The organism is Paenibacillus taichungensis, assembly GCF_013359905.1.
In the GTDB taxonomy this organism is placed as follows: domain Bacteria; phylum Bacillota; class Bacilli; order Paenibacillales; family Paenibacillaceae; genus Paenibacillus; species Paenibacillus taichungensis.
Genome location: NZ_JABMCC010000115.1, coordinates 86,411 through 100,111, shown reverse-complemented (window position 1 = coordinate 100,111; position 13,701 = coordinate 86,411). Strand labels below are relative to the sequence as shown.

Genomic DNA, 13,701 nt, shown 5'->3' with positions numbered 1-13,701 from the left:
AGGCAAAAAGCAGCTAATATTTACTAAGCATTTCAATTTGGAAATCTAATAATTTTAAGAATATTGGATAAATAACTTTAAAAAATATGAAAAATAAAACAAAAACTTTATATTGTTAACCTAAAATACATCTGTTATACTCTGATTCATATCATGTTAAGTAAAATGACATTATATCGAATGGGAGTGATTTTCGAATGAGAAATCGGTTTAAATGGAAGGTTTCCTCTGCGTTATCTGCTGTTTTATTAATACTTCCAGTCTCTTATGTTGCAAATGCTGACACAGTTCAAGTTAGAAACGTTCCGAAAACACATTATCTTGAAGCAAAATCGGAAAACGTACGCTGGGGTAATATCGGGAAAGGTGATCCCGTGCTTACGGTTAATTCGGGGGATATCGTCACGGTGGAAGCTGTTACGCACCACTCCGGCGATGATTATGAGCGCATGATCAAAGGTGATGCCGGCGCAGAAGATATTTTCCATTGGAGCGAAACGGAAAAACATGAGGCTGAACGTGGACCTGGCGTACATATCATGACGGGACCAATTGCAGTCGAGGGCGCTGAACCTGGCGATGTACTCGAAGTGAAGATTTTGGACATGAAGCTGCGCCCTAGCGGAAACGGGGAATATGCCGGTAAAACCTATGGTTCGAATGTAGCTGCAAACTGGGGCCTTTTATATGGTGAGATGGAAGAAACGCCGAATACACGTGAGGTTGTTACAATATATGAAATGGAGACGAAAGGTGGCAATGATTACGCCAAGGCACTGTACAGTTATCGCTGGACACCACAGACCGATCCAAGCGGCACAGTACATCCAACCATAGATTATCCAGGTGTTATCGTTGATCACTCGACGGTGGAAGAGAACCATGATGTGCTAAAAGGCATTCACGTCCCTGTCCGGCTGCATTTTGGCACAATGAGCGTGGCCCCCAAAGAAGCTGATGTTGTCGATTCCGTTCCACCATCGTATTATGGCGGGAATATCGATGATTGGCGCGTAACCGAAGGGGCAACGATGTATTATCCGGTATCTGTACCTGGAGCACTGCTTTCTGTGGGTGATCCGCACGCAGGTCAAGGTGATTCCGAATTGAACGGAACAGCGATCGAAACATCAGTGACCGGGGATATCCAGCTCATTCTTCACAAAAAAGCGGAGCTGGTCAACAAGTTGAAGGCGCTCAACTTCCCACTTCTTGAGAATGAAAACGAATGGGTTGTTCACGGCTTCAGCTATGCGAACCATTTGGCCGAACTGGGCAAGGATGCACAAACAGAAATTTTCAAGCAGTCTTCCCTGGATAAAGCGATGAAGGACGCTGCCAACAAAACGAAGTCTTTTCTGATGAGAGGCATGGATTTGACTGAAGATGAAGCATATTCACTGATGTCCGTTTCAACGGATTTCGGAATTACGCAGGTTGTTGACGGTAACTGGGGCATTCATGGCATCATCAACAAAAAAATCTTCGGGGAAAAAGAACAGAAGCGTGCACTGCTGCGCAACAGCTTTGAACAATTCGGGGCAGACATCGGATGGGACCCAGCAACCAAAATGATCACCATTCAATATAACGACAATACACTCTTGGCCAAAATCGGTGCCACAACAGCTACGTTTAATGAGGAAACGATCAAATTGACGGCGCCTATTCAATTGAACGATCAGAAACTGGCAGAAGTCAGCGAATATTTCGTAACCTTCTACCGGGCAAAATTGTCCAAGACGGAATAATCACACTCTTCTGTTTCTGTAAAGGAAATAAACAAGAACCGTTAGTCTTCAGAGCCTGACGGTTCTTGTTCGTTAAATATTCAATCCATCCTGGTTTTTGTGTCGCTTCAACAAAATCTGGTTTTCCACCCGAAGCAACCCTTCCAGAGAGTAAATCGATTCGTTCATGAAGTGTTCCATTTCCTCGATGCTCTCCACAAGAATGTGGGTGTGCAGGATGCAAGCCCCCGTCATTTCATAAAGCACGGCCACCCGCTCGTTTTCTTTCAGCGCCGCCACAATCTTGTCCAAATGCTTGGGTTCAACCTCCAGCTCAAGATAAGCAGAAATTTTTTTCCCAAGCTTCTCGGCACTGATTACAATTGAAAATTGCTCAATAATCCCTTGATTTACAAGACGTTCAATACGTTCCTTAACCGCTACCCCTGAAAGGCCGACCTCTTTGGCCAGATCAGTGTACGAGATTCTGCTGTTCTGGGCCAAACGCCGCAAAATATGGCTATCAATCGTATCCAGCACCGTCATTCACCCCTCTATGTACTATATATTGTAACAGAAAAACAGTGTCACAGAAAAACAGACAACTCCTAATTACTTGCTTACCTGATCATACGAAAGCCGCCTTTCGGCGGCATCAGGTTTGTTTTCAGTTTAGAGTGTTTTCAATGCTTCTACTGTAAACGGAACAATTTCAGACTGACGTCCTTCGCGAACTTTGTTTGGCCATTCCGGATCACTCAGCAGTACACGCCCCAACGCGATCAAGTCAAATTCATGATTCTCCATTTTCTCGTTCAACTGATCCAGATGAGCGTCACCTGTTCCCTGGTTTTCGTTCGCTCTGTCCACGAATTCAGCTTCGAGCCCTACTGATCCAACAGAGATCGCCGGCTTGCCACTTATTTTCTGTGTCCAGCCTGCAAGATTCAGCTCTGAGCCATCAAATTCCGGCAGCCAGAATCGACGGGTCGAGCAGTGGAAAATATCTACACCTGCAGCCGTGAGGGGTGCAAGGAATTGCTCCAGTTGTTCTGATGTTTCCACCAGCCGTGCGTCGTAGTTCCCCATTTTCCATTGGGAGAAACGAAGTACGATCGGAAAGTCAGGACCTACTGCAGCGCGACATGCTTCAATAACTTCAACAGCAAAACGCGTGCGCTGTGTCAGATCGCCTCCGTATTTATCCGTACGACGGTTGGTATGCTCCCAGAAGAATTGATCAATCAGATAGCCATGTGCCCCGTGAAGCTCAATACCATCAAAACCAATGCGCTGCGCATCTGCTGCTGCTTGGGCAAACGCCTCGATAAGACCCCTGATCTCGTCTTCTGACAATGGTTGTCTTTCAGATTCACCTGCCATGCTTATTCCCGATGGGCCTACCGGCTCAGCTTCTGCATTAGGCAGGTCGCCTGAACGGCGGGCTGTACCCACATGCCACAATTGTGGCATGATTTTGCCACCTGCCTCATGGACTGCTTTGACTACATTCGCCCAACCCTGCAGTGATTCTTCGCCATGGAACAGCGGAATGCTCGCGCCACTAATGGATGAAGGGTGGTTAATACCCGTTCCTTCCGTAATAATCAGCCCTACACCTCCGGCTGCTCTGCGACGATAGTATTCCACGACCTCTGGTCCGGGTACTCCTTCGGGCGAAAATCCACGAGTCATGGGTGCCATGACGATCCGGTTGGACAGGGTAAGCTTGTCCGAGGTAAATGGTTTAAACAAAGCTGACGGTACATTCATTGTGTAATGCTCCTTTACGATTAGATTGGAAGAAAACATGTATACTTTCTTGCACATGCTCTTGTATTACTACCACAGAAGTTATTCAGTGAATTGATTAACATATATCACCTTTCTATTTTAAAGTTTCTAATTTTTATTTTCAAATTTTCGATAAAGAGGCACTACCCATCTCTTGAACACAAAATAGGGCAAGCCCGATGTAGCTTCAGCTAAGAAGTTCTACGATCTCGGCCTGCCCTGTACAATTAACCTAAACGGCTCTCTCTGTAACCAAAAATGTGGATGAAGCATAGTATATAATCCATAATCTTCCTTTCGTTTAATTAGAATTAACAGGGATATCATTGCGATTAACTCTCAGTAGTTTGCCTGATGAAATCGATAGAACATCGGGGTCTGTGCCCAGTCCAAAGTAGAAATCACCTTCGTGTTCTTCAAAAGACTTAGCGTACGTGTCCTGGTTAAAACGGAGAATTTCATTCCATGTGGTCAGATCTGTGGATTGATATACCCGGTTTATATAGAGATTCGCACTTTTGCGAGTGTAGGTAAGCACATAGACCTTCCCTTCCCGAAGCAGAAGATCCGTAGGAAGAGCTTGAGTATCTGGCAAAATGACGCGTGTTGCCTGATTAATGTCGGTCATTACATTCAAGGATTTGGGTAACAGTTGCCCGTCATTGAATACCCCTCCGACAATATAAAGCAGCTTATTGTTGAAATTAATGTTTTTCCCTATTTTATTATACGGGACGGTGCCCGTTTGATAGGATAATCCCGGGAGCATCTTGCTACCATAGATGACGACGTCTTTCTTTTCAAGCTTCTCATTAATCTCTAATATATTGGTTTTATCACCCCAAATATTATTGGCAGGATACATCATGCCTGAAGCATATAATTTGCCCTTGATCTCAAATAGCGTATATGCCCTGAAGCCAAACGTATTGATGGTTGCGAATTTTTGCCAACTTTCCCCTTGATCATGAGAGATTAACACAGTAGGTTTCTGCTCGGTACCCAGCGCTGCAAACAGTTTGCCCTGATAGGATGCCAAATCATATACGTGTACACCTAGCGGCAGATTACGATACTTTGTCCATACATCTCCGTCTAACCGGTAGAAGTTCCCCATATCCCACTGCTCACCGTCCGAATCATTTCCGGGAATATACAATTTGTCGTTCAGCACTTTATAAATGTCTATCTGTTCCTCATCTACAAATAATTTGGTCGAAGGAACGATGCTCGGATTGTTATTGGTGACGGCCTGGGTTATAAATTTGGGATTGGCTGTATCGTAATAGATGACTGGAATCGGACCCGCATTAGGTGAAACACCTAAATTACTGCTGTTCCCATGACCCATATATATTTTTCCTCTGTACAATTGCAAATCCCAGACATTGTTGGCATACGGTGCTTTCTTAAAAGGTTTTCCAAGCAACTCGATCTTGGACGTCACATCGGCTGATGTGATGGGTGCATTGGACACCTTAGCAAGTGCCCGTTCGGCAGTCGGCTGCTGATCGGTGGAAACATTGTTTTTGGGTTTCGAATTACCCATAAGCAGCCAGCCCATGCCTGCAATAACCGTCAAAATCACGGCCGCCCACTTCGTATTCCTCTGCATGTCCGCTTCCTCCTTCATTTTTATGAGATACACCTTTACAGCAAAAAGATACAATTTGTATCTTTTCATATTATGTAAAACAAAACGTACTTGCAACAAATTCCGCCCGCTCCGTGCAAAAAAATAGACAATCGCATCCGAAGATACGTTGTCTATTTGTCATAATTTTTTGGTGGTTGCCTACCGATTGCGGATCAGTTCCAATTGAGCTCTATCTAGGTGCCTGTTTCCATCCGCTGACTTCCACTCTATTACTTGGCTAGTGATTCGCTTGGTAAAGTTACTCTGCTTTCACCAGAATTTTAACCTGGTTTTTCTCTTTCAGCAGTGCTTCAAATCCATGCTCTACCACTTCGTCCAGGCTGATTCGTTTGGTTACCAACTTATCAGCTGGGAAGAAACCTTTAGCCATCAGACTAATTACAGCCGGGAATACGTCACGGTAACCGATAATGCCATTGACCGTACGCTCCTTCATAACAATGGAGTTTGGCAGAATTGGTGCTTCCTGTTCGAAAATGCTGACGATCATCAATTCACCGCCAATACGCGTTGAATCAATCGCTTGTTGCAGCACCCGTGGTACACCCGTTACTTCATAAGCTACATTCACGCCACCTTGCGTACGTGCATGGATTTCTTCCACCACATTGAATTGTGTAGGATCAATAACAATGGCGCCAAGTTCTTCCGCTTTGGCTTTACGTTCCTCGGATAATTCCACTACATAAATATCCGATGCGCCAGAAGCTTTCAATGCTTCAATAACCAACAACCCGATTGGACCCGCACCAAAAACAGCTGCAGTGTCGCCAACTTTCAGTTTGCTTTGACGAACAGCATGAAGAGCTACTGCGGAAGGTTCCACCAACGCTCCTTGCTCGTATGAGATGGAATCTGGAATGGCATGTACCATATATTCCTCAGCTGTTACATACTCCGAGAAACCTCCGCCTCCACCAGCTAGGCCCAAGAAACCCATTTGATCGCACAAATTATATTTCCCTTGTTTACAGGCTTCACAATGACCACATGCATAGATCGGTTCTACCACAACGCGGTCCCCTGCCTTATAACGTGTCACGCCTTCTCCTACTTCAACGACTTGTCCTGAAAATTCATGCCCCATCACAACAGGTGCTTGTTCCCCTGTTAGCGGATGCGGTGCTTGAGCCGGAATGAAGATCGGGCCAGCAGTGTACTCGTGCAAGTCACTGCCACAGATTCCACACCACTCCACTTTTATTTTAACCTTCCCCTGTTCAGGGCGGGGTTCATCAATATTTTCGAGACGCAAATCTTTTACTCCATGCCAACGCAATGCTTTCATTTGTTTCATCTCCCAGATCATAAGTTTTGATATAATCGGAAACGTTTCCGTAAGTTAAATATGTCACATTTTAAATAGGCTGTCAAACATAATTTGTCACACATATGTCTATCTTATGAATTTTACGTCGATAATTCTGGTGTAATGCCAGCGTTTTCAATATATTGATCATTTTTTTGCTCTGTGCTTTTCTGTACGTTCTCTCTCGTGTATATTTGATTCAACTGATATAGAATGCACGATTTATCTCTATTTATCCATTCGGTTCTTTTGGAAAGCAACAGACATCTCTGCTCTTTAATCGTATTCACAGGATACTTATTGGCTCAAATGTTATAATCAAGGTATAGGATTGTCATTTCATTCGTACATATTTTCAAAATTCGGAATCGTTTCCGATGAAGTGAGGTTAACTAAACGTGAGTAAAGATCAGAAGGTTACGATCAAGGACGTTGCAGAACTTGCAGGTGTAGGTATCGCTACTGTCTCCCGAGCCATCAACAATTCCGATGGCATCAGCAACAAAACACGGGATAAAGTCATGCAGGCCATTGAGCAGTTAGGATTTGTCCCCAATACCTCTGCCCAGAGTTTGAAAATACGCCAGACGCATCAGATCGCACTGGTTGTACCCGACATCCGCAATGCCATCATTCCCGAGATCTCTTGGTCTGTTGAACAAACGGCGAAGCAGCATGGGTATCATGTTGTTCAAATCAATACGGCTGGTAATGCACGAACGGAACTGGAAACCATTCGTACGATCAAAAAACTGCATGTGGACGGGCTTATTTTCATGCCTTTGGCATATCCCAAAACGTTGCCTGGCTTAATTGATAAAGCCCCCCTTCCCATTTCCATGATCAATTACGGTAAAAAGCTGGACCCTGGCATGAAAGCAGATGTCGTTTCTCTTTCACAGCCAGAAGGGAAACTGGTGATGGAACATCTGATTAAGATTGGACGGACCCGCATCGCATACGCCGGTGCCCCCAAAGATATTATTGAAGAACGTTATCGAGCTTATGAGCAGGCACTGGGACATGTAGATATCTCGCTTGTTTACTTCGGAGAAGATTTCTCATTGAATACGGGAGCTAATGCAGCGGATTATTTCTATGGGCTGACTCACATGCCCGATGCCGTATACGCGATTAACGATATGGTCGCGATCGGACTGGTAAATCGGTTTAAAGAACTCGGCGTTCGTGTCCCTGAAGATATCGCTGTTGTGGGTGTCGATAATAACCAATGGACTACCGTTACGTCTCCGCAGATCAGTTCTGTCTCGATTATGGGCGAAGAAGTGGCCCGACTTGCTACGGAATTGCTGTTAAAACGGATTCGAGAGATGAGCACCACGGATTACGAACATATTCAATTTGAGCCACGGTTAATTGTGCGCGGCTCCAGCGTTGCCATGATCCGCTCATCTTCACAAGAACCACCCACAGAAGAATGATTGTGAAGTCACCGGATTTAATGGACAATCCAAACCCCCGATAATCACAAAAAAGGTGTTCACCAGGAATGAACTTCTTCCTGAGAAACACCTTTTTTTATCTTCATTTACACCCTTTTATATCAAACCCACCTCCGAGCAACTACTTCTTCGAAAGCAATTGTCTAATTGGTGTTCCTTTCATAAACATCTCAATATCCTCTACGGTATGGTTAAAATAAATCGCATAGTTGCCTTGAGTCACATAACCCAGGTGCGGCGTTGCCAGCAGATTGGGCAGTGTACGCAACATATGATTCACAGGAAGAGGTTCCTGTTCATATACGTCCAGACCTGCCCCGGCAATCCACTCATTCTGTAAAGCTTCGACCATCGCCTCTTGATCCACAATGCCTGCACGGGACGTATTGATCAATAAAGCGGTGTTTTTCATCCGTTGCAACTCGGCTCGTCCGATCAGATTACGAGTGCGATCACTGAGCACCAGATGAATGGAAACAATATCGCTTTGTTCAAGCAGCTGTTCCTTGGTCTCTGCCCATTGGACTCCCTGTTCCTCTGCTCTTGCCTGTGTCAAATTCTCACTCCAGGCGATCACGTTCATGCCAAAGGCTTGTGCAATCTCTGCCATTCGGCTGCCAATCTTGCCTAAACCGAGCAATCCCAATGTCTTTCCGTACAAATCCATGCCAACTGTACTCTGCCAATTCCGATTGGAGCGCAGTGCGTTATTTTCAGTTACCAGCTGTCTGGACAGACCCAGTATTAGCGCCCATGTGAGTTCAGTCGGAGGGTTCGAGCTGCCTTCCGTGCCGCACACGATTACACCGTTTTCTTCCGCAGCCTGGAGGTCAATGGAGGCATTGCGCATGCCGCTTGTAATCAGAAGCTTAAGATTGGGTAATTGAGTAATCACGGATTCAGGAAAAGGTGTACGCTCACGCATCAAGACAATAATTTCAAAATCCTGCAGTTCCTGAACGACCTTCTCTTCTGATCCCAAGTAATTATTGAACGTCTGAACCTCAACTCGATCCAGGATAGGAGTCCAATCCGCTGAAGAAAGGGCTACATTCTGATAATCATCCAATATGGCACAACGCAACTTCGTCTGCATGGTTGAATCTCCTCCTCATATATGTGCATCATCAAACATTCTTTGAACATGTTACCCGAATATGTAAATCATAGTATACACCCTAATTTAATCTATACCCTATCTGTATTGTATCAACTCAAGCCCTCATCTGCCCAATGTCCTCAGACACAAAAAGAGCAGGAACAGATTCCCGCTTGTCGCTCTCACTTCAGAATAGCTTGAAAAGCAGCGCCGTGATCAGTATGGCCATCGCCACTTGAAGCAAGGACCGTATTTTCCAAAAAATCGTATCTAATTTTGATTGATCATTCTCTGTCAGGGAACCCACAATAGCAATAAAAGCAAGTATGCCAATCACAATCAAACTGAACTGGATAATCCCCATCCCGCCGTATGTTGTCAGCAGCACACCTATAATATATAAAATGATAAGGTAGATCCTATGAAAATAACGTTTCATATGAACACCCTTTCTAAAAATGAAATCCTTCCCTCATTCCTCAAGTAACGATAACGTAACCTTAATACTCTGCTGTACAAATGAGCGATCTGGCTCCGATTTCATCATCACGGTCAATCCAATCATCGATACAACCAGAGACTTGGACAACGCACTTGAGTCGAGATCATTAGACAATTCCCCTGTTTCCTGCCCCCGTTCAATCGTCTCCTTGAAAATCGCTACCAGATACATCTGGTGCTCGCGTGTCAGAACAGCGAATTTGGGGTCATGCGGAGCCAATTCAACCATCGTATTGATGCAAAAACAGCCGTGACGAGCATCTGTCACATCCCCTTCTGCTCCGATATGTTCAAATAAGGCACGGAAGGCTTCTTTTACAGAGGATGTATGTTGAAGCCTGGATCTGACTTGAGCGGCATGCAAAGTTGTATATCTGCGAAGTGCCGTTTCAAACAATTCCTTTTTGTCACCAAAAGCCGCATATAGACTGGGACGCTGAATCCCCATAGCTGTTGTCAAATCACTTAAGGATGTCGCTTCAAAGCCCTTATCCCAAAAAATCTGCATTGCCGCTTCCAATGCCTGATCCGTATCAAATTCCCGTTGTCTAACCATGTATTCACCTTCTTTATGTATCGATCAGTATATAACTATTTTATCTATATCCAATTCTCATGTCAAATCCATCTCGATATATAAAGAAGACAATCAAACATTTCAATTCAACTCTTGACATCTCGTCAAAGCGTGAAGTATGTTTATTCCGAATCATAATGTACTGATCGGTATATTTAAATTCAACAGTGTTCTTTCTGCTCCCCTAACTTAGCACATTCGAATACAGAAAGGTGAATCATCCATGCAAAATGCATCTCATCAAGCACATCCCTTCAGCGAAGGACGTTCAGGCATGTCCCGCCTTGTCGCGCTTTTATTCGCCCTATGCAGCGGACTGGCGGTAGCCAACATTTATTATGCCCAGCCTTTGCTCGACTCCATTGCTGAAGAGTTTAGTATCTCTCATTCCTCTATTGGAATCGTTATTACCGTAACCCAGATTTGTTACGCCCTCGGATTGTTATTACTGGTCCCTCTTGGTGATCTATTGAATCGACGCAAGCTGATCATTATCCAGATGCTTTTATCCGTAATCGCCCTGATAACTGTAGGTACCTCATCATCCAGTCAAATCTTATTTATTGGAATGGCAGCGATTGGGTTGCTTGCCGTGATTACACAAACACTCGTTGCCTTTGCCGCCTCCCTGGCTGCACCTTCTGAACGAGGGCGTATCGTCGGTCTGGTCACAAGCGGAATCGTCATTGGCATATTACTGGCGCGAACTATAGCAGGCACCTTGAACGATTGGATCGGCTGGAGATCGGTCTATCTCTTCTCTGCCAGTATGACATTACTCGGGATTATCGCCCTGTTTCTGGTACTCCCAAAACACGAACCCAAACGAGAGAAACTCAGCTACACCCAATTGATCGTTTCTGTCCTGCAACTATACCGAGAGCTGCCTATTCTGCGGACACGCGGCGTTCTCGCCATGTTGATCTTCACAGCCTTCAGCATTCTGTGGACTTCCATGGTGTTGCCACTTAGCGCTCCGCCACTTTCCCTGTCACATACTGCTATTGGAGCCTTTGGTCTTGCGGGAGCTGCTGGTGCGCTGGCTGCTGCACGTGCCGGAAGACTGGCTGATCGGGGATTGGGACAAAAGACGACGGGCGTCGCTCTTGTCATATTGCTTCTATCCTGGCTGCCCATTGGCTATGTTCACCACTCATTATGGCTGCTTATAGCTGGGGTAATTATGCTTGACCTTGCCGTGCAGGCCGTACATGTCACCAACCAGAGTCTGATCTATGAAGTCCGACCTGAGGCGCAGAGCCGTTTGACGGGCGCCTACATGATCTTTTATTCCATAGGAAGTGCTACCGGCTCCATTGCTTCTACTCAAGTGTACGCATGGGCAGGTTGGACTGGCGTTTGCTGGCTGGGTGCAGGCGTTAGTGCCGCTGCGCTTCTGTTCTGGGCCTTTGATCGGTATATCCATCGAAATTCGGATCAATAAATGAACTTAATCCAGCTTATTCCATACCACGATAAACAGAGTGGCTAGCGGACCAAATAACAGGGAAATCAGAAACCAGTTACGACCACTTCTGTTTTTTCCCTGGGCAAGTCCGGCATTAATAAGAGCAAGTGTACCCCAACCCACAAAATATTCGTTTTCCATCAAACATCATCTCCTCCTGACAGATCAGCTCTATTTATTCTCTAGTAACGCCTTTAGCTTCAAATTACGGCTCTCCAGGAAAGCCTGCATATACCTCTTGAGCACAATCCGCTCTGCGACCCAACCCAGAACACCAAGGGGAGCTTCAAATCTCAGTGTGTCCCTCATACAAGTGGTCTGCTCGCCAAGCTTGCTGAAACGGTGTTCATGTCTCATGCTCTTGAAAGCACCTTTCTCCATCTGATCCACAAAGAGATACGGCCGATTGTACTCGGCGATCCGGGAAGTCAGCTTCTGCCTTATCCCAAAATGGCTCGCTTCGAAAGTTACCGTATCACCTTCACCAATTCTGCCCGTTGTCACACCTGCTACAGCCTGCTCATGGGTATGTTTCCAGACCGTCCGGGTATGAATATCAATGTCCCGCGCATAGTCAAAGCATCGCTCGATGGGCGCATGTATTGTAATCTCGGTTACCACTTCAATCAAGGACGATCCCTCCTTTTCTGTTTCCTTTTCCTAAAAAGGAAGATTAAGGTCTTTGCAAAGTATACTCCTGGTCTCCATGAAGAACAACGCAGCGCATGATCAAAATGAAAAACGGGTCCCCTGTTATCTTATAGGAGGCCCGTTTTCTGTGTGAATTCATTTGATATGCAAACTTAGATAATTAATTCATTAATGGCAAGAGTGCGTTCTTTGGACAGATCACGATATTGTTCCGATTCCACCTTGATCAGTGGTTTGAAAATATCGGATGTATTGTTCATGACAATAACACCCCGCTCGCCGTTGCTCAGCAGTACTTGTTTACCAATAAAATTAGGAAGCAGATGCTGCATCAAAGCTTGAACCGGCTTTTCATTCAATTTGCCGAATCCCATCGCATAGATATCTCGCAAGTTGTTAATCAGGTTCGGATTGCTGCTTCCGTGACTGCCAGATCTCATTCCGATGTATATGTCAGCGACAGATACGATTTGTGTGTATGGATGAATCTCATCTTTCTTCAGTTGCATCGGATATCCGGTACCATCCTCAAGTTCATGATGCTGAAGAGCTACCAACGCAGTAGCTTCATCCGTCATGGAACTTTTGATAATATCATGTCCATAGATCGTGTGACGCTGCAATTCGAGCTGTTCATCTGCGGTTAACGGTTCCATCTTGTTGCGTATCCGATGAGATACCTTGCATTTGCCAATATCGTGAAGATAGCCCCCACGACTGATCTGGTAACTCTCTTTTTGGGAATAACCAAGCCAGTTGGCCAAGTAAAATGACAACAGTCCAACCTGAATGGAATGTGTGTAGTTATTGACATCATCCCGTTCCAGCATCATCAGGAGATGTACGACATCCTTTTGCTCGTCCAGTCCCTCCACCATCGGTTGAAGCGCATCGTCCACCATCGTAGCGTTGAACTTACCCACCGTCAGTGCTTCTAGAAACGCAGATTGATAGTTATGTACAGTTTGTATAAATTGAGATTTCATTTCTTCTTCAGGCGGTTCTTCCTTGGTGCTTGTGCTTGCTCCAGATGCAAATTTTGCTGCAGCAGCAAAGAATTCCGCTTCCGTGATCTCTTCCTCGCGTGGTTCAATATCCACATAATCTACGCGGTGCTGCATCAGCAAGGTGATATCTTCACTTTTGATCACAGTACCCTGACCCAGAACGTGTAATCCCGCTTCGCTGAATGTATCCGCAGTTAGACGGTCTCCATCTTGCAGGTTCATAATATGGATTCTCAAATCGGTATTCCCCCTGAACAATCATTTATAGTCAACAGTACCCGTTAGATCGGGTCCCAAAAATCCCTATACTACTTTATATCGATAAATACATTCTTTTTCTCCATAGTCCAAACGACCTTAATCGTAAAAGGAAATACGAACGTATAAGACTTTATTCTCAGTCCCATTTTCAAAAAAGTCCCGGTTTGATTTTGTATTTAGATAA

At 45.0% G+C, this 13,701-nt stretch carries 13 protein-coding genes; 3 read left to right on the top strand and 10 right to left on the bottom strand.

Annotation, left to right across the window (positions count from 1 at the left end):
• The first annotated feature begins 197 nt into the window (after window positions 1–197).
• A complete protein-coding gene (locus tag HP548_RS19905; protein ID WP_099852659.1) occupies window positions 198–1,751 on the top strand; it encodes an acetamidase/formamidase family protein in 1,554 nt (517 codons plus the stop codon).
• A 72-nt stretch (window positions 1,752–1,823) separates the two neighbouring features.
• On the opposite strand, the gene HP548_RS19900 is transcribed toward HP548_RS19905, so the two are convergent.
• The 4 genes from HP548_RS19900 to HP548_RS19885 all read right to left on the bottom strand — a co-directional run bounded on the left by HP548_RS19900 (window position 1,824) and on the right by HP548_RS19885 (window position 6,469).
• Window positions 1,824–2,276, bottom strand: coding sequence for an Lrp/AsnC family transcriptional regulator (locus HP548_RS19900; protein ID WP_217504764.1), 453 nt, complete (start codon window positions 2,274–2,276; stop codon window positions 1,824–1,826).
• A gap of 126 nt (window positions 2,277–2,402) precedes the next feature.
• The gene (locus HP548_RS19895; RefSeq protein WP_175382617.1) at window positions 2,403–3,503 is read right to left on the bottom strand and encodes an NADH:flavin oxidoreductase; all 1,101 of its coding nucleotides are present in this window, start codon (window positions 3,501–3,503) and stop codon (window positions 2,403–2,405) included.
• 322 nt (window positions 3,504–3,825) lie between these two features.
• Window positions 3,826–5,139: a hypothetical protein gene (locus HP548_RS19890; protein ID WP_175382616.1), complete on the bottom strand. Its 1,314-nt coding sequence runs from the start codon at window positions 5,137–5,139 to the stop codon at window positions 3,826–3,828.
• 280 nt (window positions 5,140–5,419) lie between these two features.
• Window positions 5,420–6,469, bottom strand: coding sequence for a 2,3-butanediol dehydrogenase (locus HP548_RS19885; RefSeq protein ID WP_175382615.1), 1,050 nt, complete (start codon window positions 6,467–6,469; stop codon window positions 5,420–5,422).
• Window positions 6,470–6,888: 419 nt separating this feature from the next.
• On the opposite strand from HP548_RS19885, the gene HP548_RS19880 reads away from it, so the two are divergent.
• A complete protein-coding gene (locus HP548_RS19880; protein ID WP_175382614.1) occupies window positions 6,889–7,932 on the top strand; it encodes a substrate-binding domain-containing protein in 1,044 nt (347 codons plus the stop codon).
• A 142-nt stretch (window positions 7,933–8,074) separates the two neighbouring features.
• Here the strand turns inward: HP548_RS19880 and HP548_RS19875 are convergent, their stop codons facing one another.
• The 3 genes from HP548_RS19875 to HP548_RS19865 all read right to left on the bottom strand — a co-directional run bounded on the left by HP548_RS19875 (window position 8,075) and on the right by HP548_RS19865 (window position 10,109).
• Window positions 8,075–9,049: a D-2-hydroxyacid dehydrogenase family protein gene (locus tag HP548_RS19875; RefSeq protein ID WP_076291036.1), complete on the bottom strand. Its 975-nt coding sequence runs from the start codon at window positions 9,047–9,049 to the stop codon at window positions 8,075–8,077.
• A gap of 190 nt (window positions 9,050–9,239) precedes the next feature.
• The gene (locus HP548_RS19870; protein ID WP_175382613.1) at window positions 9,240–9,491 is read right to left on the bottom strand and encodes a hypothetical protein; all 252 of its coding nucleotides are present in this window, start codon (window positions 9,489–9,491) and stop codon (window positions 9,240–9,242) included.
• A 33-nt stretch (window positions 9,492–9,524) separates the two neighbouring features.
• On the bottom strand, window positions 9,525–10,109 hold the full coding sequence (locus HP548_RS19865; protein WP_076291034.1) for a TetR/AcrR family transcriptional regulator: 585 nt from the start codon (window positions 10,107–10,109) through the stop codon (window positions 9,525–9,527).
• Between the two features lie 244 nt (window positions 10,110–10,353).
• Between HP548_RS19865 and HP548_RS19860 the strand changes: the two genes are divergently transcribed.
• A complete protein-coding gene (locus HP548_RS19860; RefSeq protein ID WP_175382612.1) occupies window positions 10,354–11,574 on the top strand; it encodes an MFS transporter in 1,221 nt (406 codons plus the stop codon).
• 6 nt (window positions 11,575–11,580) lie between these two features.
• Here HP548_RS19860 and HP548_RS19855 read toward each other — a convergent pair whose 3' ends face one another.
• The 3 genes from HP548_RS19855 to HP548_RS19845 form a co-directional block, all read right to left on the bottom strand.
• Window positions 11,581–11,739 (bottom strand): hypothetical protein, encoded by a 159-nt coding sequence (locus tag HP548_RS19855; RefSeq protein ID WP_175382611.1) that lies wholly within the window; start codon window positions 11,737–11,739, stop codon window positions 11,581–11,583.
• A gap of 30 nt (window positions 11,740–11,769) precedes the next feature.
• Window positions 11,770–12,219, bottom strand: a complete 450-nt coding sequence (locus HP548_RS19850; protein WP_343054918.1) for an SRPBCC family protein — start codon at window positions 12,217–12,219, stop codon at window positions 11,770–11,772.
• Between the two features lie 182 nt (window positions 12,220–12,401).
• Window positions 12,402–13,493 (bottom strand): HD-GYP domain-containing protein, encoded by a 1,092-nt coding sequence (locus HP548_RS19845; protein ID WP_099852681.1) that lies wholly within the window; start codon window positions 13,491–13,493, stop codon window positions 12,402–12,404.
• Between the last annotated feature and the right edge of the window lie 208 nt (window positions 13,494–13,701).

Bases quoted from the DNA above. Each gene is read 5' to 3' on its own strand.
- HP548_RS19905 (WP_099852659.1), top strand. From the start codon at position 198: ATGAGAAATCGGTTTAAATGGAAGGTTTCCTCTGCGTTATCTGCTGTT.
- HP548_RS19900 (WP_217504764.1), bottom strand. From the start codon at position 2,276: ATGACGGTGCTGGATACGATTGATAGCCATATTTTGCGGCGTTTGGCC.
- HP548_RS19895 (WP_175382617.1), bottom strand. From the start codon at position 3,503: ATGAATGTACCGTCAGCTTTGTTTAAACCATTTACCTCGGACAAGCTT.
- HP548_RS19890 (WP_175382616.1), bottom strand. From the start codon at position 5,139: ATGCAGAGGAATACGAAGTGGGCGGCCGTGATTTTGACGGTTATTGCA.
- HP548_RS19885 (WP_175382615.1), bottom strand. From the start codon at position 6,469: ATGAAAGCATTGCGTTGGCATGGAGTAAAAGATTTGCGTCTCGAAAAT.
- HP548_RS19875 (WP_076291036.1), bottom strand. From the start codon at position 9,049: ATGCAGACGAAGTTGCGTTGTGCCATATTGGATGATTATCAGAATGTA.
- HP548_RS19870 (WP_175382613.1), bottom strand. From the start codon at position 9,491: ATGAAACGTTATTTTCATAGGATCTACCTTATCATTTTATATATTATA.
- HP548_RS19865 (WP_076291034.1), bottom strand. From the start codon at position 10,109: ATGGTTAGACAACGGGAATTTGATACGGATCAGGCATTGGAAGCGGCA.
- HP548_RS19860 (WP_175382612.1), top strand. From the start codon at position 10,354: ATGCAAAATGCATCTCATCAAGCACATCCCTTCAGCGAAGGACGTTCA.
- HP548_RS19855 (WP_175382611.1), bottom strand. From the start codon at position 11,739: ATGGAAAACGAATATTTTGTGGGTTGGGGTACACTTGCTCTTATTAAT.